This is a genomic window from Paraclostridium sordellii (assembly GCF_000953675.1).
GTDB lineage: Bacteria > Bacillota > Clostridia > Peptostreptococcales > Peptostreptococcaceae > Paraclostridium > Paraclostridium sordellii.
In genome coordinates, this window is sequence record NZ_LN679999.1 from 43,330 (window position 1) to 65,057 (window position 21,728).

Here is a 21,728-nt window from a genome sequence, read left to right on the forward strand (position 1 = left end):
CCTACGGTAAGCAGGAAGGAGGTGTAAACTGTATGGAACCAAAGATTATCCTTGGTGCGATTAGCACTATATGTATTGGTCTTTTGACTAATTACATATATGATAAATTAAAAAGCCACTCTGCGTCGACGAAAACTAAGAGTGGCGTTTTTGAACTTAATATAATAATTAAGTTCAGAAAAAGATAGATTATTAACTTATATTTATCAGGAAACATCACTCTATGACGAAATAGATTTTCAGTTCCTTTGTATATTTATATTATATCACAAAATACAAAAATTAAAACATTCCAATATAGGTAATTTAAAGAACTATGTAATTTTACATAGTTCTTTTTTAATGCAAAGATTTATTACATTACAAATAAAGATAATTATTGAAAGGATGATAATAACTATGATAAAAGATAGTAAATTTAATAAAAAAGAATATAATCCATATTTTTTAACAGAAATACAACCACAAGGTGGAATAAAGTTTGATGAAAAAATTATAAAAAAAGGTGATGGATATGAAACAGTTATAAGTGTTTTTGACTATCCTAATCAAGTACAAGAATTTTGGATGGAAAGGCTTATGTCTATAAAGGATGTAATTATTACTGTAGATATTGGAACATATAACAAATCTAAGGTATTAAAGAAAATAGAAAGTTCTTTAAATGAACAAGAAAGCAGATACTATACAGATAAAAGTCCAATAAGCAGAATTAAATCTCAAAATACATATAATCACTTAACTTCATTAGCAAGTGATGTAACTGGAAATAATGAGGTTGTTAAGTTAGTAAATGTAAGATATTTTGTTTCAGGAACTACAGTTGAACAAGTAGAAGAAAAGGTAAAAGATGTAATATCTGAATTATCATCTATAGGTTATAAAAGTTCTGTATATGTAAATGAACAAGAGTATGAATGGTGTTCTTTATTTAATGGGTATTCAGAACAAGAGAGATTTAAAAATAGAAGAAAAGGTAAGGCAATTCCTTCATCTACATTAGGTGCTGGGTATCCATTTCATTATACTAGACTTGATGATCCAACAGGAACATTCTTAGGAACAACATTTACTAGAGGTAATGTTATATTTGACTTATTTACAAAGACAAAGAAAAGAAAATATTATAATGCAGCCATAGTTGGTACTATGGGAAGTGGGAAATCAACTTTATTGAAATTATTAGTTGAAGATAACACTATTCAAGGACAAACAATAAGAATACTTGATGTTGTTGGTGAATTTACTACATTGGTAAAAGCATTAGGTGGTAAAGTAATATCTCTTGATGGTAAAAGTGGAATAATAAATCCTTTACAAGTTTTAGCAACTATTACAGATGATAAAACTTATGAAGTAGATAATAGGCTATCATTTTTTACTCATATATCTAAAATATCTATGATGTATAAGTATTTATCACAAGATTGTTCATCTGTAGAGAGTATGGAGTTTGAAATGCTATTAAATAAGTTCTATAAAGCATTTGGTATAGATATAGATAAATCTACTGAATATGCACCAGATAAATATCCTATTTTTGAAGATTTATTAAAGTTTGTACGTAAAGAGTTATATTCTGATGAGAGTAAAAAACAAATAAGAAGTGATATATCTGCTAATAGACAAATTGTATTAGAAAAGATTATATTAACTTTAGATAGTACGATATTAAATTATGGTTCATTATTTAATGGTATCTCTGATATATCATCTGATTTGACAAATGAACAGTTAATATCATTTGAACTTAGAAACTTAAACAGTTTTGATAAAAGAATTTTTAACGCTCAAATATTTAATATATTAACTATACTTTGGAATAACTCATTAGTCCAAGGTAGAAAAGAAATGGGTGATTTCAATAGTGGTAAAAAGACAATAGCTGAATGTAAAAAGTATATGATTCTTATAGATGAAGCACATAAAGTTATAAACTCTAACAATGAGTTAGCAGTTGACTATTTAACTAGCTTTGAAAGAGAGGCAAGAAAATATTTTGGTGGATTAATATTTGCTACTCAAAATATTCGTGATGTAGCTCCAAATAACTTAAATGATCCTATATTTGAAAAGATAAAAACTTTATTTGAATTAACTCAATACAAGTTTATAATGCAACAAAGTAGTAACTCCTTAAAAGTATTAAAAGAAGTATTTGAAGGTCAAATATCAGATAATGAATTAAAGAAAATACCATATTTAGAACAAGGCCATTGTATTTTATCTATTGATGGATTAGAAAATATTTTATTTAATATAGAGGCTACAGAAGAAGAACTTGCACTATTTGGAGGCGGAGCTTAAAATTCTAAAATATAATTTATATTTATGATATAATAAATAACAGAACTGAAAGTCTATAGAGTGGTGTTTCCATACAACCTCAAATTCCTACGGTAAGCAGGAAGGAGGTGTAAACTGTATGGAACCAAAGATTATCCTTGGTGCGATTAGCACTATATGTATTGGTCTTTTGACTAATTACATATATGATAAATTAAAAAGCCACTCTGTGCGAGAGAGTGACTTAGAACTTAAAATTAAGTTTTCATTTATAGAACTTAATTTTAAAACTAAAAAACATTAATTTTTAATGGGAACATCACTCTACTTCCACATAGATTTTCAGTTCCTTTATATATTTATATTATATCACAAAATATATAAATTAAAACATTTCAATATATGTAATTTAAGAACTATGTAATTTTATATAGTTCTTTTTTTATTATTTTATAACTGTAATATAATCTAAAAAGCATAAGAAAGGAGAGTATTATTTTGTATAAAAAGATAAGTATTTTGTTATTTATAATAACTATTTTATTAGGTGGAAAATTATTTATAGTTTCAAAAGAATTGAAAGATACAAAGAACGAATTAAAACGTCAATCTGTAAAAAAAGAAGAAACTATAAAAGATGAAAACACCAATACTGAAACAAATAAAATTGAAAATACTAAATCTGAATCTAATAAAAATGATGAGATTGAAGTAAATGACATAACTAATCCAATTGAGGGATTAAGTAGAAAAGATAATAAGGATGTTAGAAATACAGTTATAACTTTTGTAAAAGCATTCGCTAATTATTGTGATAAAGACGATAATGTTGAAAAGCGAATACAAACAAGAATATATAATGTAAAAGATTTATTGTCTGAAGAGTTATATAAAAGTACAAGAGCAGGTGTTGAGAGTGAAGCAATGCATCAAGGTAAAGAATTTACTTATAGAAAATTAGAAGGTATGCGAATTTATGAAGCATATCAAGAAGGAGATAAAGTTCATATTAATTTAGAAACTTTTTCAACTTATTATGATATTTTTATGAAACCTCAATCTATACATAAGTCTAATAGATACTCTACATCTGACTTTAAATTTACCTTGGTAAAATCTAATGATAAATGGATTATACAAGATTTTACTGAAACTTTTAAGTAGGTGATATTTTGAGAGCACATATTATAGAAAAACAAGCCTTAGAAGTTAATAGATTAAAGAAAATAATAAAAACGATAGCTGTTAGTCAGCTATCGTTTTTATTATTGGCTATTTTTGCAGTTGGTGTAATGGTAACTATTTTTATTGGTGATGCATCTAGTAAATCTAATGATGATTGGATTTCAGGAAGTTTAAATGGAGTACCACAAGAATTTATTCCATACTTTAATGAAGCATCTAGTATATATAATATTCCTAATTACATATTAGCAGGGGTAGCTAAACAAGAAAGTAACTTCGATCCAAACTGTTCATATGGCGGTGCATTTGGTATTATGCAAGTTCAAAAGTATGACGCTGGAAGTGGAAAAGATTTGTGGGCATATCTAATTAATGGTGGATTAGGAGAAGTGTATAAAAATGCTGGATATTCTTTTAGTTCTAGTGAAGATATGTGGAATCAGTTTCTAAAAGATCCTAGAGCACAAATAATAGGTGGAGCTTATGAAATAAGATACTATGCAAATTATGTTTTGTGGAAACAAAAGAAAGTTGAAAAATTAGATTACAACAATAATGAAAATATGAAACTCATAACTTGGGATGAATCAGATAAAGATACAGTTAGAAGAGTTTTTGCATGCTATAATGGCGGACCTGGTTATGGAATGAGTGTAGATTTAGATAATGCACAATTTGATTATCCTAATAAAGTATTTCAATATGCAATGGAATATAAAGGAAATGGCCTTGAAAATGGAAATGGAAGTTATCCAGGTGGAAATGCAATAATTGAAAAAGCAATTGCTACTGGGCAAACGATAGTTGGAAAATCTCCTTACGTTTGGGGGGGAGGTAGAACACAAGCCGATATAGATGCACGACGTTTCGATTGCAGCTCATTTGTTCATTGGTGTTATGCATCCGCAGGAGTTGTTTTAGGTGATTATAGAGTTGTTGTAACTGATAGTTTAGTAAAAGAAGGTAAAGCAGTTTCACCAAAAGATATGAAACGAGGGGATGTGATTTTCTTCAATACATATAAATATAATGGTCATGTTGGGATATATCTTGGTAATGGAAAATTCATTCATGATGGATCAACTGGCGGAGTACAAATAAGTGAATTAGGTAATCCTTATTGGAGTAAAGTTTTTAATGGAAATGTACGAAGAATTGTAGAATAAATAATAAAAATTTCATAATACTAAACATCCAAAGTAAAAAATAAACCTCTTAGAATTGATTTTAAGAGGTCATGTTTTTTACAAAATTATTATTAAAAAAAATATATAAGGAGGAATTTTTATGAACTCGGTTTGTTTAACTGGAAGATTAACTAAAGAACCTAATTTAAAATATTTACCTAACAATGGTTATGCAGTTTGTGAATTTGATGTAGCAGTAAATACATATAAATCTAAAAAAACAGATTACTTTACTATTCAATGTTGGAAGAATTTAGCGGAGATAACTTCTTCTAATTTAGATAAAGGTCGTAAAGTTTCTATACAAGGTTTCTTAAAAAATAATCATTGGAAAGATGAAAATGGTAAACTTCATAAAGATAATTTAGTAGTTGCAACTAGGATTGAATATTTAGATTTTCCCAACGATAAAACAAAAGAAAATTTAGAATTTCAACCTATGAATATGGATTTAGTAGATGGCGAATTGCCATTTTAAAGTTTAATTAGGAGGTATTTTTATGAAAGATAAGTTAATAAAATTAAATGAATTTTTAACTGATAAATTTGCATTTTTAAATAAAAAATTAAAATCTAAAAATTCATTTATATATTATATAGTAGTAATTTCTACAGTTGTTTTATATACATTTTTCTTTAACTCAAACACAGTTTTTTCAAATAAAGGTGGAGCAGACTATACAACTCCTTTATTTGAAGCAAAACAAGTTAATAACTGTAAAGTTGAACTTAGAAGTAGAAAATATGATGAGAAAAAACATCTAGTTGAGTTTTATGTTTATTCATCTGATGCTACTGATCTATCAAATCCAACATTAGATTTTGATTTAAAAGAAATAAATAATCCTATGGAAAATATTAAGCTTAATATACGAAGATTAGATAAAAATAATTATGTTGTTAGAGCAAATGTCCCTAAAAAAATATCAGTATTATCTTTAGGAGTTGCTACCTTTAATCCACTTGATGCAAGTGTAGAAGGTGGAAAAGACAAAGAAAAATCATCAAATAATGAGTTGAAAAATTCAGTTAAGTTCTATTCAGAGTATGATGATTTAGAAAAAGTAAATGACTTAAAAGAGAAAACATCTAACCAGTATTTAGCCGAAGGTGCTACTTATGAAATTAGAAGTTTGAATAAAAAAATAGAAGAAAACAAGAAAACAATAGATGAAAAAAATACACTAATTGATAAGTATAAAGAGAATATAAATCGTTTATATGAAGATAAAAACTATCAAACTGAAACTGAAAAACAGGACACAGATACTAAGATTAAGAGTATCGAAAATATTATAAAAAATGAAAAAGATAATATAAATAAATTAGTAAAAGATAACGGAGAGTTACAACAAAAATCTAAAAAACTAAGCCAAAAAATTAGAGAACTTTCAAGAAAATAGAATTTAATTTTATAAAATTTATTTTCAAAAATAACAGTAAGTTTAAATTTTTTTGCTTAAAAATTTTAAAAGCTAAAATTTAAAAGTTATTTTTGTGGGGGTGAATTAAGGGGTGATTGGGGGTTAACTGGGGGGTGTTTAGGGGTGCATATGGGGGTGTAATGTAAAAAAAGTGACCCTACGGTTTTTTAAGGCTCTTTTAGAGTTTTGCTAGGCTTTGCCTAGCTCCCTAACTGGTTTAGGGACAAAAACTCCTTATGCTCTTTTTTTGTTGAGGAACGAAATAAAAAAACTTCCGATGCCCTTCAACGAGTTATGAATTTGAAGTTTAATTTATAACTCGTGCCTTTAAAGTTTTTTAAGAAAGAAGGTAATGTTTATGAATATAAATATTTATAATGTATCTAAAAATACTGTAAATAAAATAGATGATATGGCTGAAAAAAAAGGTGTAAGTAGAAATGAATTTTTAAAAAATTATTTCACTAATATTGCGATACAGGACAACTTGTTTAATGTGTTTAATAGAAATGAAAAGCTATTAAAGAAACTAGAATTTTCATTAAATGAAAATTCTAAAACGTTAAATAAAATAAACAATGAAATTCTATAAGGAGTATAAATTTATATGGAAACACAAGAACTGAAAATTAGAGATTTACCAAAAGATGTTGTAAAAAAAATAGATAGACTTGCTAAAAAAAATAATATGAAAAGGTCAGAGTTTTGCAAAAAAGCATTAGATAATTTAATTGAGTATGACCTTGTTTCAAGTTATGAGTATTTATTTGAAGAGTTAATAAAAAAGAATACATATGTACTAGATTTAAATACAAAAGTTCTTAGAACTTTTTGTGATGAAAATATAATTGATTTAGATAAATTTATTTTAGAATAGAGGTGTTAATATGAGTGAACAGCAAAGCAATTTAAATAAAAAAGAGAATTTTTATTTATCAAAAGATGAACTTGATTATATATATGAAGTTATGAGAAACAATTCATTAAAAAAAAGTGAAGCATTAAAAAAAATACTAAAAGAGCATAAAGCAAGTTCATACTTGGATAAAGAAGATATACATAAAAAGATTGCTGATAATATTTATAAAAACTTCAAAGATCAAGTAGGTAAAGACATAAACTGTGCTAAAATAACTGATAAGAATGTTCAAATTTTGATAGAAATATTTAATGCTTTCTTAGTTAATAATGCAAAGGAATGTAGTAAGCCTATAACTACAGATCAATTTAAATCTCCTATTTTAGTTATGGCTGAAAAGGAAATTGAAAATAGAATAAATAAAAACCATAAAATGGCTAAAGGAACTCTTGTTTAATGTTAAAGAAAAAAACTAGACCTGCAGTTGTTTTTAAATCAAAGTTCATAGTACATACAGATAAAAAATTCAAATCATATATTGATTATATTAATAGAGATGATGCAATTAGAAATGGAGCTTACCAACAATATTCATTATATAATGAATACATGGGGAATCCAGAAAAGACAACTGGAATTTTTACAAATGATAGCAACTGTCTTACTCAATCCGAAAAAGATTTAGTTAAGGAAAAGTTCTCTTTAGCACAAGAAAAGAAAAGTATAATGTGGCAAGAAGTATATAGTTTTGATAATGAATGGCTTAAAAAACAAGGGCTATATGATCCTAAAACAAAGTTTTTAGATGAAGATAAAATTAAAAATGCAATAAGAAAGTCAATAGAGTTTTCACTAGAAAAAAGTGGAATGAAAGAAACTGCATTATGGAGCGGAGCTATTCATTACAATACTGATAATATACATATTCATGTTGCCATTTGTGAACCTAACCCAACTAAAAAAAGAGGTAAGAGGACTCAAAAAACGCTTGATACTATGAAAAGTAAATTTATAAATCATTTACTAGATTTTGATGAAGAGTACAAGGAAATAAATAAAGTTTTAAGAGAAAATTTAGTTAAATCAAGTAAGGACTTTGATATTTCTAAAGATGCTACAATGAAAAAATTAATGAATGAAGTTGTAAATAATTTACCTCACGATAGTAGGCATTGGCATTATAATTATAACACTATGAATGATGCTAAAGTTCCTCTTAATAAGCTAATAAAATACTATATAGATACATATAAAAAGGATGAATATATGGATTTAATTAACAAGTTAGATAAGCAAGAAAAGGAACTTGAAGAGGTATATGGAGTAGGTAAAAGAAAGAAGTTTAAAGACTATAAGCAAAATAAAATAGATGAATTATATACTAGAATGGGGAATGCCTTTTTATCTGATTTAAAGGTTCAATTGAAACAGGAAAAGAGAAATCAATTAAAAAAACAAAGATTATCTAATGATAATTTCTATAAAAAGCAAAATCAAATTTATATGACTAAAAAGACTTTATACCATATAAAAAGGTCTTTAGGTGATGAATTTGATAATGTAAAAAACCAATCATATTATCAATCTTTACAAAATGAGATTGAATATAATAGATAAAAACAAACTTAACTTTGAAAGGAGATTTATTTTTATGTACGCTGATGTTAATGAAGAAAATGAAAGAATGGTTGATGATTTTTTCAACTCAAAGAAACCAAAAGCTTATATTATTGATTTAAATGTTGAAGAGGATTATTTAGTAATTGAAGATATGAATACAAAAGAAAGATTAGAAGTTGATAGAGGATTAGGTATGTCAGAAGTATTTTCTTTACATGATTTACCCGTATATACCTGTTATGACAAAGAAAAGAAAATAACTGTTAATCCTTAATTTTTAAGTATTAAAAAACTAAATATTTTAATTAGATAATAAAAATAGAGATAAGACTATTAAATAGTTTTATCTCTATTTTTTTATACATTTTTATATAGAAAGGTGATAAAAAGATGAAGATAAATACTGAATTAATTAAAAAGACTTTAAATGATTATAAAAAGGATATTTTAGATATTTGTACTTCTGATAATATAACTATTGATACTCTTTCTACTAAAATAGAAAGTATAAAAGATAATGTAAATACATTTTCTACATTAAGTTTATTTATAGATGATCCTACATTTGTAAAAGAAACTACGGCATTAAGTTTAATTAGTGAACGACTTATAGAGAATCAATTCGACTTCTTTGAAAACAAAGATTTCAAATCAAGTTTAAGCGACTCTTTATGTAATATGGGAATAGATTTAAATACAGATCCTACTCCCAGTAACGACAATTTAAATAATTATATCGTTGATAATGATATTAATAAAGAAATTCAAAATACAGTTGATAATAATTCAAATCCTGTTGAAAGTGAAATAAATTTAAATAATAAAAATGAAGTAAAAGATAAAAAAGAACTCTCTAAATCATTAAATGATTTAACTCCAAAAGAGAAAGTTGACCTATTGGTTGAAACTGCAAATGATACAATTTCTTCATACTTTCAAAGTCCCGAAGATATGAAAAAATACTTGGATTTTATGTCTAAATTCTACAAATACTCTCCTAGAAATATTGCATTAATAGAAAATCAATTTATGGTAGCTAAAGCCGTAGGCTCTTTTAAATTTTGGAAGGATAATGGATTTACTGTGAATAAAGGAGAAAAAGGTATTAAAATTTTAGTCCCTACCAAAGTAAAATATATCATATTAGATGATGAAAATATAAAACAACTAAAATATGCTACAAAAGAAGAAAAAGAGAAGGTTAAAAAAGGAATATTGCAAACTATAGAAAAGCAATATTACAAAACGGGATATGTATTTGAAATCTCTCAAACTAATGCTACTGAAAAAGATTTACCGAAACTTTTCCCTAATAAATGGTTAGATGGAGAAGTTAAAGACTATGATAAGATGTATAAAGCTATGGAGAAAATAGCTGATACAATAGGTGTTAAAATTATTGAACCTATAGAAGAAATGGGAGTTGCTAAAGGATATAGTTTGCCAGAAACTAAGGAAGTTGCATTAAACCCTCGTAATAGCCAACTTCAAAACGTTAAAACTTTATTACATGAATTAGCTCATGCAAAGTTGCACAATATTGAAACTAGAAATAATTACTCTAAGCAAGAAAGAGAATATCAAGCAGAAATGATTGCATATACTACTTGTTCCTATTTTGATATAGATACATCTGATTATTCTTTTGATTATATTTATAATTGGACAAAAAATATGGATTTTGATGAAAGTATTAAAATAATAGAAGAAGTTAAAAAAACTTCTACAGAGTATATACAGATAATAGAAGATTATTTAAATGATGAACCTTCTATGGATATGAGTTCTAATGATGATGAAAAAGAAAAAGAGAAAAATATTACTGAAAATATTGATATTAACGAAGTTGAAAATCATAAAAGCAAAGATAATTTGCTTTTAAATATTGATAATATTTATGTAAAATTTACATCTAGTAAGTCAAATACAATAGAAAAAGACGATATTTATGACTTTGATACTGCAAATGAGCTTGTTCGTGTACTAAATGAAAAATATTCATACTTAAAAACTCCTATGCAAACAAATTTTGAACTTCATATTGATGAAAACTGTTCAAACCCATTTTATTCAGGAAGTATTGAATTAGGCAACGAAAATGAATATGATTTAAAATCAAACTTAGATAGAATAACTAATAAGGATACTATTTATGTGAAATTTTTATGGTCTGAAAATATTAATATACAAGAAAACTCTATATTTGAATTTAATAAGGCAAATGAATTACTTGAGATTTTAACTAAACTCCATCTTGCAGAGAAGATACCTGGCTATGATAAAACTAAGTTTGAGTTACACTTTAATAAAGAGTGTACTGATAAATTTTATACTGGACGATTTGACATAGGAGATGGGGAATACAATAATCTAAAAGAATACCTTTATGATAATTCATGCAACTCAACTAAAGAAATATTATCTGAAAGATTAGGAATAAAGGATAAAAAGAAAAATCAAAGTATAAACAAAGATATTGATATGGATTTTGAGTTATAAATTTAGTTGAATTTTACACTTAAACTTAAGTATATTTATTATAAATAGATTTTCTTCTTAACTTATATTTAATCGATTTTACCCTTTAAAAAGCAGATTTTATAAATCTGCTTTTTTTTATTGAGTAAACAACCTAAACAAGTTTATAATTAAATTACATCATAAATTTTTAATTGTATGGTTATTATCGATCTCATACAATTTTCTTCTAAATTATTGGTTCTTAATAAAAAAGGAAAAGTATTTACTTTTCCTTTTTTATTTAACTTAATCTAAGGTTTTGATATATTATATATAGGCACTTTTTAACTCATGTTTAAACTGTTTTAGTATAAATAAAAGAGTAGTTAACAATTAAGTTAACTACTCTTTTACTTATACTAGAATATTGTATATATAACCTAAACATATGTATAATTTTATATGAGTTCAATATTTATATCATACTATATTAATCTCATAAGATATTTTTAGAGTATCTTTTAGGTTGTTTCGACATTTTGATAAAAAGGCAGTTAACTTAGTTGTTAACTGCCTTTTTATTTGAATAATTTGAAAATTATAATTAAACAATATATAATATAAATTGTAATTTATTTAACAAAATACCTTTTTATTAAATAGCTGAGAGAGGTCTCGGCTATTTTTATTGTTGAATAATATATTTAAACTTTGATACAATTAATGTGATTTCTTTATATCTTAATGGATACATATTTATATCTAATAAAAGTAGTCAGGAAAGGTCTTGACTGCTTTTATTATTATTAATAACTTTATAAGTAGTTGATATTATTTATTTGGCCCATTCGGTGAAATTTTTATTATAGTATATATTCTATTTGTAATAACTATATAATATTGGCTATAAAAGCATTAAAAAATATCTAAATAGTTAAAATTTGGCTAATACATGAAATTTAATATATAATAAATTAAATATAATGAATAATCTAAGGGGGTATATTAATATGAATAGTCAAAGTTTAAATTCATTCACTAATGATTTATTTAACAGAAAAATTATTGCTGAAAATTTAATTAAGATAATAGAATCTCAAGATAAACCAATGGTTATTTCTTTAGATTCTGATTGGGGAACAGGTAAAACAACATTTGTAACAATGTGGAAAAACTTATTAGATAATGATGTTAACTATAGTTCAAAATTTAATACTCTTTATTTTAATGCATGGGAGCATGATTATATAAAAGATCCTTTACTTGCAATTTTTTCAGAAATAGAATCCCAAATAAAAGAATCTGATTCAAAACTTAAGCAACAACTAGATAATGTTAAAAATAAAATTAAGCCATTTACTAAATTAGCAACTACAACAGGAATAAAAATGTTAACTGCTGGGGCATTAAATTTAGATAATGTAAATTTTGGTGATTATAACGAATCTCAATTAATTGATTTAGCTGGTAAACTTGGTGATTTAGCTATAAAAGAAATATCAGCAAGTAAGAAGGTTAGATCCGAGTTAAAAAAAGAAATGGTCGAATATCAAAATGCTACTGAAAAAAAAATTATTTTCTTTATTGATGAATTAGATAGATGCCGACCTAGCTTTGCAATAGAGCTACTAGAAGTCATTAAACATCTATTTGACATAGATAATTTTGTTTTTGTAATATCTATTGATAAGGAACAGTTATCCCATTCTGTATCAACTATATATGGCCATAATATGGATACTGTTGGATATTTAAGAAGATTCTTTGACTTAGATTATAAATTACCTAAAGTAGATATTAAAAAATATATTGATATTAAAAGTTCAACTGCTTTTGATGGATATTATAATGTAGATTGCTTGAAAGTTTTTATAAAAGAGCTATTTGCATCCGAGAAATTTTCACTACGTGATATAGAAAAAGCTTTTTATTACATAGAATTACTACTTCCATTAATTAAGCCATTTAACAATAATACTACTTATAAAAATACATATATTGCAGTAATAAGTTATCTCTATGCAACTCTTATAACTACTAAAATTAAAAAACCTATTGTCTATAAAAAAATAATATATGCTGATTATAACTTAGATAATATGTTAATAAATTTCAAGACACCTGATTTTAGCAATTATGGAGATTATATTGGTGAATGGCATCATGAACCACTTCAACGTTTAATTAACCCTCTTTTGGAAATGTATTTGGATTTAAACTTAAAAGTAAGTTCAATAGAAAATATCTATAATTTCTCATCAGAAGATTTTATGATTGGACTTAAAAATGAAGACGGTTCTTTTATATATGATTCTAAGTTTGATTTGTTAAATCTATTCAAAGGAAAAGATTACACTATACATGATAAGTTAGAGTTTATTGAGGGATTCTAAACAATAAAATAGAGGGGGATACTCTCCATTTTATTGTTTAGATTCATCTTTTAAGGATTTTACTTCATCTACTGTCAATCCAGTTTTTTAAGCTATTATTTCTATAGATAATATGTCTATTAAACAAAAAATTTATTAACAAAGCATATAAAATAAATGCTATTGTATCAATTTTTATTTTTTACTTTATCAAAATTTTAAATTTAACATTCTACAGATAGTAACTATCACTTAAATTTCAGTTTAAGGACATTCTTACTAGACATCTTTAAACAAATTTTTAGGGAATAGTTATATATAATAAAATCATTAATCTAACTTTAATTTAGGAGAAATCTATGAAATCTAAAAAAATATATAAATATTTACTATATCTCATAATTTTGATCTATGGATTAAAAGCTATTTATAATATATATTCTAAAAATCACTTAGAAATGGTACAGAATATAGGTCTTGTTTTTGTATTTTATTGCATTTTAAAAGTAGCTCAGAATAAAAATTATTAAGTTGGTAACAATTCTTAAAAATTCACTTTAGAGTATAATTACATATTTTAAATAAAGTTAATGCCCTTAAAATATATATAACTGGATTTCAAGGGCATTTTTACTATATGTCTTAAAATTTAGGAGATTTGAAAATAAGCTTATACACATACACGAATATAGTTAATATTGCAATTATATTTGTGATCCACGATATACTCTCTATTATTGAGAAATATATAGATAATATACAAATTAATCCTTGTATAATAACTATAAATCCTATAGTTATATTTATTTTAAAGTTAAAATTAATATAACTATCTTTATCTTTAATTTTATCTATATTGACCATATTATTTTTAATTAATCTTATATCTCGAGTTCTTTTTAACTTTAATGATGAATGAATAAGAAATGCACCTATTACAATAAGAAATATTCCCAAAATAAAGTCAACCATGATACTATTCCTCCTATGTTTTTATGAATTAATTATATCAAAAGTTAACTTGAATAATCCATTTATTTCGATTCTAATGGTATTAATTTTATTTAAAATATATAACTAGTTCCTAAACTAAAATTTAAGTGATAGTTATAGAATTAATCTAAAACAAATGATTTTTTCTTACCATTTTTATTTTTAGGATATTCACGAATACGTATTATATAGTCAATATTTACAATTTCAAAATTCGTACCATTACTTATTGAAATTCCTCCATTTGTAACATCTGTAATAACTCCGTTAAATGTTCCATTTATAGTATAAATTAGACACTCTTTATTGATGAATGATTTAATTAATTCTATCATCTTACTCTTCTCCTTAGCATTAAGTTTTTTTGAAACTATATGTTGTATAAATACTTTTTTTTGCTTATGTTGTGAAATCAATATAATAAAAATAGGTAAAAAACAACATAACCAAATTATAGGACTCAATATAATCAGCTCCTTTAATAATATATTAAAAATAATATCATAATTTAGGTATTTAAAGTAATGCGTATTTAAATTGGAATAAAAAAAGCCGTTAAAATCAATTTATTTGGATTTTAACGGCTTTAGGTAAAACCTCCTTTTAGATACAGGTACTACGTACCCTATAATATAAGCTCCTTTCGGATTACTTTCGTTCAACTTCACAACTAATATTTAATACCTATCACTTGCATTTGATTATAATATAAATAGAATTAGGGGATATCTAATTTTGGATAAAAATAAAAAATTAAATAATATTGATGAAAAAATAAAAAAGTTAAAGGCTCAAAAACAAGCAATACTTGCAAAAGAAAAAGAACGTAAAGCTCGAACTATACGTTTAATTGAAATAGGTGCTATTTTTTACAGTATGGGAATTGATACAGTTTATTTAACAAATGAATTTAAAAATCACTTTTCTAATTCCGAAAAATCAAAATCATGGTTAGAAAAATTCATAGAAAAAAATAAGGCTTAATTTAAGCCTTATTTTTATATCTTTCATATAAAATATATAATACAACAATAAGTAATATAATAAAGTAATTGTAAGTAACTTTATCTAATCCGTTAAAATATATTATAATAAATAAATTCAAACTTATTAAAATAACTGAAAAACAAATTTTTGTTTTTGTTAATAATTGTTTATTTTTTGAAACAACTGGCAAAATCATAATTGTTGAAATATAAACTATAAGATGAAAAATTAATTCATTATTATCCATTACATGCTTCATCTATATATTCCTTTCGAGATTAATATCTTTTACCCCTATCAGTAAATGCTTTAATGTATTTACCATCTCCATAAAATGTTGTTACTCTCTCATAGTGATTATACCTACCATCTGAACCATATCTTATTTTATACTTTATTGTAAGTTTATCATACTTACCTGCCACTGCTGCAGCAACCACAGCTATACCCCCAACAGGAGTCCATCCTGCCTTTAATGCAATTAAACCTGCTATAGTAGCGGTAGCTAGTCCACCTGTTTTTATATACATTGTATTATATTGCCATTTTCCCCAACGAATTGCAGCTCTACTACTATTAATTTCAAAATCTTTTTCTAAACTATTATCATTACTTTTGTAATTTTCACTACTATCAACCGATATCTTTTTTCCATCTAGGTATATTTCATTATTTATATCTGTTAATGTATTTAGAACCTTTCCATCTAATGATTTAATTGTTATTGTAGTTTTATTACCATCTACAACTTTATCATATATAGCTCCTAGACTTTCATCAGTATAAGACTCTACTGATTTTTTGTTTGTATAATATGTACTAATGTTGTTGGTTTGTGCAGATACATAAGTTGTTAATAATGGCGACCCTACACTAACTCCAATTAAAGCTATCGCTATACTTTTAGTTGCTCTTTTTTTAAAACTCATTTTAATTTCCCCCTTTGGTAACTGGCTAGCAATATAGTTCCCTACTTAGCCCCTATAGTTTTCCGTCATCTAATTTCTTAGAGTTTGGCTTTTTCAAATTATTAATTAAATTATAACAAGAAAACATTTTCAATAAAAGTCTTTAATTGTCAGAATTTTTATGCTATTCTATAAATAGCGGTGTTGTTTAAATTTTAACATAAGAAAATATAACTTCACCTTAAATTTCCGTTTATGGTGTAGTTATATTCAAAAAAGAATGAAAGCATTGGAATTACTTTATTCCTTTGCTTTCACTCTTTTTTTATTTTTATGTTTTTTATGAAACTTTATTTTATTAATTTTTATAAATTCTATATATTTTAAGCATTATCCTATTTTTACTTTATTTCTATCTGTATTATTTATATTTATTTTGCATTTTTATTTGCTTTTTTAATTTTAAAACTAAAGTAGATTTAAATGTTTTACTTCTATTTTTTTATAGCATTTCTTCCTAATAAAATTAACCCTAAAATACACAGTCCTACTAAATATTTTTTTGAAAGTATGTAAAACAACATCATAAATATCATAAATGGCATTAAAAATTTTAATGCATTGTTTATTTGTTCCAAATTTAATCACCTCTATAAAATCCATTAAATAAAAAATGTGTTTTATAATACATAGTTTTAACTTTCTAGTAAAATTACATTGGTATATGTATAGTATTTATACTAATTTTTTTAATTTTCTCATCCACCAATTTTTATTAAAAGTTACATGTCCATTTGGAGTTATAACTATATAATCATCACTAAAGTCTAACACAGTTGGAACTCCTGTATAAACTACATCTACATGTAACTTAAATGGTTTAGATTTTCTTTTTATTTTATTCTCTATACTCATGATACATTCATGAACCTGAGTACTTTCTATAAGTTCATAAAACTCAAGAGCATTTTTACCTCCTGCAGGCATATTCCACCATTTCAGAAATATAGGGTATGATTCTATACAATATTCCCTTAACTCTCTATAATCCAACTCTTTAAAACTATCTATATCATACATAAGTTCTACTAAGATATTATTTAATTCTACTTCTGCAAACTTAACTTTTTTAGATTTCATTTTTAAAATATCACTAAACCAGTTTTTCCATTGAATTCTTAAATTATCTATATTATGGTTAGGTGATATTTTTCTTACATCAGTTGGCCATCGTTCATTTTCTTTATCAAAATTTTCAATACCAATTAGATCATACATACAACCCACAAAAACAATAAAGTTTAATAATTCATCAGTAACAACAATAATTGACCATGAATCAATATCATCTAAAGACATCAAAGAAAACCACTCCTTTATCACATATTTATAAAAATCTTACATATCAAGCCAAGTGGAACTTCCTGAATATATAAACTCTGTATGGTTACATTTAGGACAAACATAAATTTTGAATATTAAATGTTCTTCTACATCAAAAATTGCTTTAAAAAAACCTCTATTAGCATCTTGCGAATCAAATCTATACTCTTTCAAAAATTTCAATTCTGCATTACATCTTAAACATTCCATATCTTAATTTCCCCCTTTGTTGTACAAATATATTCTTTATTATTTTTTCAATCAAATAATTCATTAAGTTAATTACTCAAACTAATTTTTTGCTCTTTGTTCTATTATAAATTAGTTTAAGAAGATAAAAAATAGATTTAGATTCAATTTATTTTAAAGTTCAAATGAAAAATACTTAACAACATAAAAATATTTTATAAAATACTAAATATTAAAAATATAAAAAACATTATGTATTAATATAAAAAATATTGTATTTTTTATATTTTTAATATTAACTTTATTGCGAATATATTTTTTATTCATAATATTTAGAATCAACTTCGTAACTCAAAAAACAGAAATGTAAAAATAAAGTGTATTCTATTTTTACATTTCTGTTTTTATAAATAAATGTAAAAATAGAATTATATTTTTAATTTATTTACATTATGCAATAGAAATCCTTGAATTTATTTTTACAAAACTGTATTATTTTTATATAAATTCATTATGAGAGGAAAATTTTTATGATAATTGGATATGTAAGAGTTAGCACTGTAGAACAAAATGAGGCTAGACAATTAGTTACTATGGAAAAATATAATGTAGAAAAAATATTTCAAGAAAAAGTAAGTGCCAAAGATTTAAATAGACCAAAATTAGAAGAGATGATGGATTATGTTCGTGAAGGTGATATTGTAGTTGTTCATGATTTTAGTAGATTGGCTAGAAGTACAAAAGACTTGCTTAATATAGTTGAATTTTTGAATAATAAAAAAGTACATTTAATTAGTTCAAAGGAAAATATAGATAGTAGTACTCCAACTGGCAAGCTTATGCTAACTATGATAGGTGCCATAAATGAGTTTGAGCGTTCTAATCTACTTGAACGACAAAAGGAAGGTATTGTAATTGCAAAATCATTAGGCAAATATAAAGGCCGTAAAAAAGTACATATAGATAATTTTGAAGAATACTATAATAGATACATGTGTAGAGATGCTTCAAAATCTCAAATAGCAAAAGAGTTAAATATATCCAGACCTACATTGGACAGAATTATATATGAATATAAAAAAGCAAATGATTAGATCATATGCTCTTTTACTATATAGAAATAAAATATTATTTATCTTTAATTTTTTCTAAATTAGCTTTAGTTTTATAATTTAAATTACTTTATTTTTAGATTTTAATCAAAAAAGTATGCAATTTAAATAAATTGCATACTTTTGGAAGATTATTAATAAAAAGTTAAATATGGAATAAAAACTCCGTATATTTATATTATCAAAATTTCACTTAGAAAATCAATAATAGCGTAAATTTTGTATAATAGAAATATTCAATATAATTCATTTAAAATTAAAATAATTAATTATTTTAATTTTTGATATTATTAATATAGAAACCTTTATTCCTATATCTCGAACTGTAGAGTATAAATTCAGTAGTTGCTAGACCTATTAACTAGCATAAGGAGTGATTTGCATGGTTTCACTCCTTTTTATTTTTAAATGTTTCAATAAAGTGGAGGGAATGTTATGAGTTCAGGCTTAACATATGATGAAAAAATGAATTTTAAAAAAATGGGTATATTAGCTCAGAAACAAAATGGTTATTATACAATCAGATTTTTAAGCAAGGTTGGATACTTTGAAGCAGATGAAATAGTAGCATTAAGTAATATAGCAAAAAAATATGGTAATGGAGAAGTGAGTTTAACTAGTAGATTAACTGTTGAGATTCCCTATATAGAAGAAAAAAATATAGAAAAAGTATTAACTTATGCAAAAGAAAATGAATTAAGAATTGGTGGAGCTGGAAAAACTGTTAGAGCAGTAATAGCATGCAAAGGAAATGTATGTATACATGGACTTATAGATACAAGAAAGCTTGGCAATGAAATTGAAGATAAATTTTTTGGAAAGAAACTTATTGGTAAGTTTAAAATTGGAGTTTTTGGATGCATAAATAGTTATGGAAAAGCACAAAGTAATGATTTATCAATAATGCCAACTAGAAATTTAGAAAATTCAAATATAGAATATTTAATATTTCTAGGTGGAAGACTTGGAAGGAATACAAGGCTTGCAAAACCTATGGAAAGAATATTTAAAAGAGACGAACTTATGAATATTATAGAATCAACAATTGAATACTATGATAAAAATGCAAATAAAAATGAAAGGTTCTCAGAGCTTATAGAAAGAGTTTCTTTAAAAGAGGCAGAGAATTCTATAAATAAAATATTTGATAGTAAATAACTTTTATTTTTAGAGTTAAAAGCTAATAAATAAATATAGCTTTTATTCATAAATTCAGTAAAGCCTAATAAGCCTTAGAATATTTTATATTTAGAGGCTTATTTTATTGAAAGAATCACTTAAATTTTGATATTTTAAGTTTAAATCGAATATCGATTTTTTTCACATAACTAAAATTGCAACATAAAAAACATCTAGATTTTATCTAGATGTTTTTTATGTTGCAATTTTTATTTATCCTATTCTGAAAGTATTATAACTGTACATTTAGATTTCTTCACTACATGTAAAGTTACAGATCCTATCGAATCAATAAAATTCTTTTTAGTAGATTTAGTCATTATTATTGTATCAAATTTACCATTTATTGATTTAGAAATTATTTCATTTCCTGGATCTCCAAAAGTCAAATATTTTTCTACATTATATCCTTGTAAATCATTTTTAATTTTATCTAGTATGATATTTATTTCTTTTTTACATTCTTCTATTTTCTTATCTATAAGCATTTTATTTGTAATATTAGTTAAACTAATATCACTAACATTCATCAACATTATTTCAACATCATCTTTAGAAAAATTTTGCTTAATAAAATCTAAAGATTTTTGACTTCTTTCACTTCCATCAATTGGAACTAATATTTTTTTCATATAATCACATCCTTAAAATTTAATAAAAAAAGACTAATTCAAATGGTCTAGGAGAAATAAAATACAAATTAGTCTTTTTTTATTAAGTTTTTGAAATATATAGTAAGATTAATTTAATTATATCAAATCCTTTACAAATTAATTATTTCACTTTTAAATAGTTTATATTGGATATTTCTATTTAAAAATAAATATGAATTTTGATATAATTTAGATATGATTCATATACATTAAATTTTCCTTAACATGAGGTGTTGTTTTTTACAAAGAAAAAGAGATAATAGTCATTTACTATTATCTCTTTTTCTTTGTATATTAATATAATCCTACAAATTAATTGAATTGTATACCTAAACATCTATATAATTTTCTATAGATTCAATATTTACATGATAAATTTTTTAGTTTTGTAGGGGGATTCTTCTACTTTAAATTATAAAAAAGGAAAAAATGAAAACTTTTACTTTTTTATTTATTTATTTAATTATATACATTAATAATTTCTATTTTATTGTAATCAATAACTTTTATATAATATTATTAACCTTTTTTAAATAAGTGTTATAAATGTTTTTTTATTAGTAAGAAACAGCCGATACTATTTTTAGTTCTTATTAGTATCGGTTATTTCTTTGTTTTGTAATAAATGATCATTTTTGTATTAATTTTATAAATAAGGGGATGATTTTTTGAAAAGAAAAGAAGAAATTAAATTCTTAAAAATTCAATTGGATTTAATTTGTGAAAAACAGGGGCTATTTAGTAAAGAAGTTATAGATCTCAGCCAAAAGTTAGATTTATTAATAGCAATAGAGCAAAGAGAAAATTTAAATAAATTATTGTTAAAAGTATAATAGTAGAAAATAACTAGTTTCTAAACCAAATTTTAAGTGATAGTTACTAGTTATAGAAGTTTAAAGCTAAACTTTGATATAATTACTACTAAAATTAA

25 protein-coding genes and 1 riboswitch are annotated in these 21,728 nt (G+C 24.4%); of the genes, 17 read left to right on the top strand and 8 right to left on the bottom strand.

Annotated elements, in window-relative coordinates:
* Nucleotides 1-399: 399 nt before the first annotated feature.
* The 13 genes from ATCC9714_RS16930 to ATCC9714_RS16990 all read left to right on the top strand — a co-directional run bounded on the left by ATCC9714_RS16930 (nucleotide 400) and on the right by ATCC9714_RS16990 (nucleotide 13,414).
* The gene (locus ATCC9714_RS16930; RefSeq protein ID WP_054630252.1) at nucleotides 400-2,307 is read left to right on the top strand and encodes a VirB4 family type IV secretion system protein; all 1,908 of its coding nucleotides are present in this window, start codon (nucleotides 400-402) and stop codon (nucleotides 2,305-2,307) included.
* Between the two features lie 118 nt (nucleotides 2,308-2,425).
* Nucleotides 2,426-2,590 (top strand): hypothetical protein, encoded by a 165-nt coding sequence (locus tag ATCC9714_RS16935; RefSeq protein ID WP_021127609.1) that lies wholly within the window; start codon nucleotides 2,426-2,428, stop codon nucleotides 2,588-2,590.
* A gap of 194 nt (nucleotides 2,591-2,784) precedes the next feature.
* Nucleotides 2,785-3,450, top strand: coding sequence for a hypothetical protein (locus ATCC9714_RS16940; protein WP_021122236.1), 666 nt, complete (start codon nucleotides 2,785-2,787; stop codon nucleotides 3,448-3,450).
* A gap of 8 nt (nucleotides 3,451-3,458) precedes the next feature.
* Entirely contained in the window at nucleotides 3,459-4,637 is a 1,179-nt protein-coding gene (locus ATCC9714_RS16945; RefSeq protein WP_243114994.1) for a C40 family peptidase, read from the top strand.
* Between the two features lie 121 nt (nucleotides 4,638-4,758).
* A complete protein-coding gene (locus ATCC9714_RS16950) occupies nucleotides 4,759-5,136 on the top strand; it encodes a single-stranded DNA-binding protein (protein WP_021121825.1) in 378 nt (125 codons plus the stop codon).
* Nucleotides 5,137-5,158: 22 nt separating this feature from the next.
* Entirely contained in the window at nucleotides 5,159-6,061 is a 903-nt protein-coding gene (locus ATCC9714_RS16955; RefSeq protein ID WP_054630253.1) for a coiled-coil domain-containing protein, read from the top strand.
* Nucleotides 6,062-6,440: 379 nt separating this feature from the next.
* Nucleotides 6,441-6,674 carry a hypothetical protein gene (locus ATCC9714_RS16960; RefSeq protein ID WP_054630254.1) on the top strand — a complete coding sequence of 78 codons (234 nt, stop codon included), beginning with the start codon at nucleotides 6,441-6,443 and terminating at the stop codon, nucleotides 6,672-6,674.
* A 15-nt stretch (nucleotides 6,675-6,689) separates the two neighbouring features.
* Nucleotides 6,690-6,959, top strand: a complete 270-nt coding sequence (locus tag ATCC9714_RS16965; RefSeq protein ID WP_054630255.1) for a ribbon-helix-helix domain-containing protein — start codon at nucleotides 6,690-6,692, stop codon at nucleotides 6,957-6,959.
* Nucleotides 6,960-6,969: 10 nt separating this feature from the next.
* Nucleotides 6,970-7,398, top strand: coding sequence for a hypothetical protein (locus tag ATCC9714_RS16970; protein WP_021121840.1), 429 nt, complete (start codon nucleotides 6,970-6,972; stop codon nucleotides 7,396-7,398).
* Nucleotides 7,398-8,558, top strand: a complete 1,161-nt coding sequence (mobP2, locus tag ATCC9714_RS16975; RefSeq protein WP_054630257.1) for a MobP2 family relaxase — start codon at nucleotides 7,398-7,400, stop codon at nucleotides 8,556-8,558. Before ATCC9714_RS16970 ends, mobP2 begins: the two co-directional genes overlap by 1 nt.
* A 34-nt stretch (nucleotides 8,559-8,592) precedes the next feature.
* Nucleotides 8,593-8,835, top strand: a complete 243-nt coding sequence (locus ATCC9714_RS16980) for a hypothetical protein (RefSeq protein ID WP_054630258.1) — start codon at nucleotides 8,593-8,595, stop codon at nucleotides 8,833-8,835.
* A 116-nt stretch (nucleotides 8,836-8,951) separates the two neighbouring features.
* On the top strand, nucleotides 8,952-11,060 hold the full coding sequence (locus ATCC9714_RS16985; protein ID WP_057577637.1) for an LPD25 domain-containing protein: 2,109 nt from the start codon (nucleotides 8,952-8,954) through the stop codon (nucleotides 11,058-11,060).
* A 971-nt stretch (nucleotides 11,061-12,031) separates the two neighbouring features.
* On the top strand, nucleotides 12,032-13,414 hold the full coding sequence (locus ATCC9714_RS16990) for a KAP family P-loop NTPase fold protein (protein WP_054630261.1): 1,383 nt from the start codon (nucleotides 12,032-12,034) through the stop codon (nucleotides 13,412-13,414).
* Between the two features lie 621 nt (nucleotides 13,415-14,035).
* Here ATCC9714_RS16990 and ATCC9714_RS16995 read toward each other — a convergent pair.
* Together ATCC9714_RS16995 and ATCC9714_RS17000 are read right to left on the bottom strand one after the other, a co-directional pair.
* On the bottom strand, nucleotides 14,036-14,365 hold the full coding sequence (locus ATCC9714_RS16995) for a hypothetical protein (protein ID WP_021121829.1): 330 nt from the start codon (nucleotides 14,363-14,365) through the stop codon (nucleotides 14,036-14,038).
* A gap of 143 nt (nucleotides 14,366-14,508) precedes the next feature.
* A complete protein-coding gene (locus ATCC9714_RS17000; protein WP_021121824.1) occupies nucleotides 14,509-14,721 on the bottom strand; it encodes a DUF6897 domain-containing protein in 213 nt (70 codons plus the stop codon).
* Between the two features lie 400 nt (nucleotides 14,722-15,121).
* Here ATCC9714_RS17000 and ATCC9714_RS17005 point away from each other — a divergent pair, with 400 nt between their 5' ends.
* On the top strand, nucleotides 15,122-15,370 hold the full coding sequence (locus tag ATCC9714_RS17005) for a hypothetical protein (protein ID WP_244465178.1): 249 nt from the start codon (nucleotides 15,122-15,124) through the stop codon (nucleotides 15,368-15,370).
* Nucleotide 15,371: 1 nt separating this feature from the next.
* Here ATCC9714_RS17005 and ATCC9714_RS17010 read toward each other — a convergent pair whose 3' ends face one another.
* The 5 genes from ATCC9714_RS17010 to ATCC9714_RS17030 form a co-directional block, all read right to left on the bottom strand.
* Entirely contained in the window at nucleotides 15,372-15,632 is a 261-nt protein-coding gene (locus ATCC9714_RS17010; RefSeq protein ID WP_054630264.1) for a hypothetical protein, read from the bottom strand.
* Nucleotides 15,633-15,651: 19 nt separating this feature from the next.
* Nucleotides 15,652-16,302, bottom strand: a complete 651-nt coding sequence (locus tag ATCC9714_RS17015) for a hypothetical protein (RefSeq protein ID WP_054630265.1) — start codon at nucleotides 16,300-16,302, stop codon at nucleotides 15,652-15,654.
* A 13-nt stretch (nucleotides 16,303-16,315) separates the two neighbouring features.
* Nucleotides 16,316-16,401, bottom strand: a riboswitch (cyclic di-GMP riboswitch).
* A gap of 374 nt (nucleotides 16,402-16,775) precedes the next feature.
* A complete protein-coding gene (locus tag ATCC9714_RS17020) occupies nucleotides 16,776-16,919 on the bottom strand; it encodes a hypothetical protein (RefSeq protein ID WP_155485769.1) in 144 nt (47 codons plus the stop codon).
* Between the two features lie 97 nt (nucleotides 16,920-17,016).
* The gene (locus tag ATCC9714_RS17025; RefSeq protein ID WP_130624592.1) at nucleotides 17,017-17,643 is read right to left on the bottom strand and encodes a hypothetical protein; all 627 of its coding nucleotides are present in this window, start codon (nucleotides 17,641-17,643) and stop codon (nucleotides 17,017-17,019) included.
* Between the two features lie 36 nt (nucleotides 17,644-17,679).
* Nucleotides 17,680-17,874, bottom strand: coding sequence for a zinc ribbon domain-containing protein (locus tag ATCC9714_RS17030; protein ID WP_021121822.1), 195 nt, complete (start codon nucleotides 17,872-17,874; stop codon nucleotides 17,680-17,682).
* 509 nt (nucleotides 17,875-18,383) lie between these two features.
* On the opposite strand from ATCC9714_RS17030, the gene ATCC9714_RS17035 reads away from it, so the two are divergent.
* Together ATCC9714_RS17035 and ATCC9714_RS17040 are read left to right on the top strand one after the other, a co-directional pair.
* Nucleotides 18,384-18,947: a recombinase family protein gene (locus tag ATCC9714_RS17035; protein WP_054630267.1), complete on the top strand. Its 564-nt coding sequence runs from the start codon at nucleotides 18,384-18,386 to the stop codon at nucleotides 18,945-18,947.
* Nucleotides 18,948-19,400: 453 nt separating this feature from the next.
* On the top strand, nucleotides 19,401-20,123 hold the full coding sequence (locus ATCC9714_RS17040) for a nitrite reductase (protein WP_054630268.1): 723 nt from the start codon (nucleotides 19,401-19,403) through the stop codon (nucleotides 20,121-20,123).
* A gap of 239 nt (nucleotides 20,124-20,362) precedes the next feature.
* Here the strand turns inward: ATCC9714_RS17040 and ATCC9714_RS17045 are convergent, their stop codons facing one another.
* Complete coding sequence (locus tag ATCC9714_RS17045; RefSeq protein WP_021121645.1) at nucleotides 20,363-20,776, bottom strand: universal stress protein; 414 nt, start codon at nucleotides 20,774-20,776, stop codon at nucleotides 20,363-20,365.
* 689 nt (nucleotides 20,777-21,465) lie between these two features.
* Between ATCC9714_RS17045 and ATCC9714_RS17050 the strand changes: the two genes are divergently transcribed.
* The gene (locus ATCC9714_RS17050; protein ID WP_021121672.1) at nucleotides 21,466-21,630 is read left to right on the top strand and encodes an aspartyl-phosphate phosphatase Spo0E family protein; all 165 of its coding nucleotides are present in this window, start codon (nucleotides 21,466-21,468) and stop codon (nucleotides 21,628-21,630) included.
* The last annotated feature ends 98 nt before the right edge of the window (nucleotides 21,631-21,728 follow it).

What these genes read in the sequence shown, in the direction of transcription:
- ATCC9714_RS16950 (WP_021121825.1), top strand. Translation starts at nt 4,759, where the DNA reads ATGAACTCGGTTTGTTTAACTGGAAGATTAACTAAAGAACCTAATTTA.
- ATCC9714_RS17035 (WP_054630267.1), top strand. Translation starts at nt 18,384, where the DNA reads ATGATAATTGGATATGTAAGAGTTAGCACTGTAGAACAAAATGAGGCT.
- ATCC9714_RS16930 (WP_054630252.1), top strand. Translation starts at nt 400, where the DNA reads ATGATAAAAGATAGTAAATTTAATAAAAAAGAATATAATCCATATTTT.
- ATCC9714_RS17040 (WP_054630268.1), top strand. Translation starts at nt 19,401, where the DNA reads ATGAGTTCAGGCTTAACATATGATGAAAAAATGAATTTTAAAAAAATG.
- ATCC9714_RS16980 (WP_054630258.1), top strand. Translation starts at nt 8,593, where the DNA reads ATGTACGCTGATGTTAATGAAGAAAATGAAAGAATGGTTGATGATTTT.
- ATCC9714_RS16990 (WP_054630261.1), top strand. Translation starts at nt 12,032, where the DNA reads ATGAATAGTCAAAGTTTAAATTCATTCACTAATGATTTATTTAACAGA.
- ATCC9714_RS16985 (WP_057577637.1), top strand. Translation starts at nt 8,952, where the DNA reads ATGAAGATAAATACTGAATTAATTAAAAAGACTTTAAATGATTATAAA.
- mobP2 (WP_054630257.1), top strand. Translation starts at nt 7,398, where the DNA reads ATGTTAAAGAAAAAAACTAGACCTGCAGTTGTTTTTAAATCAAAGTTC.
- ATCC9714_RS17015 (WP_054630265.1), bottom strand. Translation starts at nt 16,302, where the DNA reads ATGAGTTTTAAAAAAAGAGCAACTAAAAGTATAGCGATAGCTTTAATT.
- ATCC9714_RS17000 (WP_021121824.1), bottom strand. Translation starts at nt 14,721, where the DNA reads ATGATAGAATTAATTAAATCATTCATCAATAAAGAGTGTCTAATTTAT.
- ATCC9714_RS16960 (WP_054630254.1), top strand. Translation starts at nt 6,441, where the DNA reads ATGAATATAAATATTTATAATGTATCTAAAAATACTGTAAATAAAATA.
- ATCC9714_RS16970 (WP_021121840.1), top strand. Translation starts at nt 6,970, where the DNA reads ATGAGTGAACAGCAAAGCAATTTAAATAAAAAAGAGAATTTTTATTTA.
- ATCC9714_RS16955 (WP_054630253.1), top strand. Translation starts at nt 5,159, where the DNA reads ATGAAAGATAAGTTAATAAAATTAAATGAATTTTTAACTGATAAATTT.
- ATCC9714_RS16935 (WP_021127609.1), top strand. Translation starts at nt 2,426, where the DNA reads ATGGAACCAAAGATTATCCTTGGTGCGATTAGCACTATATGTATTGGT.
- ATCC9714_RS16965 (WP_054630255.1), top strand. Translation starts at nt 6,690, where the DNA reads ATGGAAACACAAGAACTGAAAATTAGAGATTTACCAAAAGATGTTGTA.
- ATCC9714_RS17045 (WP_021121645.1), bottom strand. Translation starts at nt 20,776, where the DNA reads ATGAAAAAAATATTAGTTCCAATTGATGGAAGTGAAAGAAGTCAAAAA.
- ATCC9714_RS16995 (WP_021121829.1), bottom strand. Translation starts at nt 14,365, where the DNA reads ATGGTTGACTTTATTTTGGGAATATTTCTTATTGTAATAGGTGCATTT.
- ATCC9714_RS17030 (WP_021121822.1), bottom strand. Translation starts at nt 17,874, where the DNA reads ATGGAATGTTTAAGATGTAATGCAGAATTGAAATTTTTGAAAGAGTAT.
- ATCC9714_RS17010 (WP_054630264.1), bottom strand. Translation starts at nt 15,632, where the DNA reads ATGAAGCATGTAATGGATAATAATGAATTAATTTTTCATCTTATAGTT.